Below are 1,294 nucleotides of genomic sequence, written 5' to 3'. Positions count from 1 at the left end.
ACGTTGAGCAGGTTGGCGCCGTTGTTGATCGTTGAAAGGATGAAGGAGCCGATCAGCGGCCCGTGCACCGAGCCGATGGCGCCGAACAGCGAGGTGCCGCCGATCACCGACGAGGCGATGGCCTGCAGTTCATAAGTGTCGCCCTGCGTCGGGTTGCCGATGCCGATGCGCGAGGCAAGCAGCACGCCGACGAAGGCGGCGAGCAGGCCGGACAGGATATAGGCCATGAAGATCGTGCGCGGCACGTTCACGCCCGAAAGGCGCGCGGCCTCCGCATTGGAGCCGACCGAGAACAAGTAGCGGCCCCAGCGCGTGTGGTGCAGGAAGACATAGGCCGGTATCGCGACCAGGATAACCATCCAGAACAGATAGGGGATGCCGAGCAGCGAGCCGCGCGAGAAGGCCTGGAACGGATCGCTGTTGATCGAGATCGAGTTGCCGTTGGTCATAAGCAAGCCGATGCCGCGCAGCGACGTCATGGTGGCCAAAGTGATGATGAAGGGCGGCAGGCTCATCTTGACGATGCCGAAGCCGTGGAACAGGCCGATGGCGACGCCGACCAGCAGGGTGATCAGAACGGCTGCCCAGATCGGCCAGCCGGCATTGATCAGCAGCGCGACGACGACGGTGGTGAAGCCGACCACGGCGCCGACCGACAGGTCGATGCCGCCGGTGATGATCACGAAGGTCTGGCCGACGGCGAGGATGGCGATCAGCGAGCCCTGGCGCAAAAGGTTGGTGATGTTGAGCGCTGTGGCGAAGGAAGGCGTGGCGACAGCCAGCACGATCCACATCAAGAGCAACAGGCCAAGCAGTGTCAGCCCGAACAGGGCATTGAAATTGCGCTTGGGTTTTTCGGCGGGGATCGCCTCGGTGCTCATTTTTGTCCTCCCGTCTTTTCTTGTTTCTCGGCCAGCGCCTGGCTCAAAATGTCCTCGTGGCTGGCGGTGTGGAAGCCATGCGTGGCGACCAGCTTGCCGCGGCGGAACACATGCAGCGTGTCGGCGAGCTCGTAGACCTCGGGCAGATAGGACGAGATCAGGATGATGCCGGCGCCCTTGGACAGCAGCGTCGAGAACAGGCGGTAGATCTCGGCCTTGGTGCCGACATCGACGCCGACCGTAGGCTCGTCGAAGATGAACAGCTTGGCGCCATGCGCCAGCCACTTGCCGATGACGATCTTCTGCTGGTTGCCGCCCGACAGGCTGGAGGCGAGCGCATGGCGGGTCGGCGTCTTGATGCGCAGGTCGGCGATCTGGCGGTCGGCCTCGGCCTTCTCGCGCGAGCCGGAGAT

Annotated in this window: 2 protein-coding genes; both read right to left on the bottom strand. The window is 63.7% G+C overall.

The window, feature by feature from the left end; genetic code table 11:
* Window positions 1-881 (bottom strand): ABC transporter permease (locus EOA29_RS36805; protein ID WP_145970063.1); only part of this gene is annotated, 881 nt, incomplete at its 3' end.
* Window positions 878-1,294 (bottom strand): ATP-binding cassette domain-containing protein (locus tag EOA29_RS36800; RefSeq protein WP_145970062.1); only part of this gene is annotated, 417 nt, incomplete at its 5' end. The genes EOA29_RS36805 and EOA29_RS36800, both read right to left, overlap by 4 nt.

Source organism: Mesorhizobium sp. M1E.F.Ca.ET.063.01.1.1 (genome assembly GCF_003998155.1).
GTDB lineage: Bacteria > Pseudomonadota > Alphaproteobacteria > Rhizobiales > Rhizobiaceae > Mesorhizobium.
This window is presented reverse-complemented; position numbering and strand designations above follow the sequence as displayed.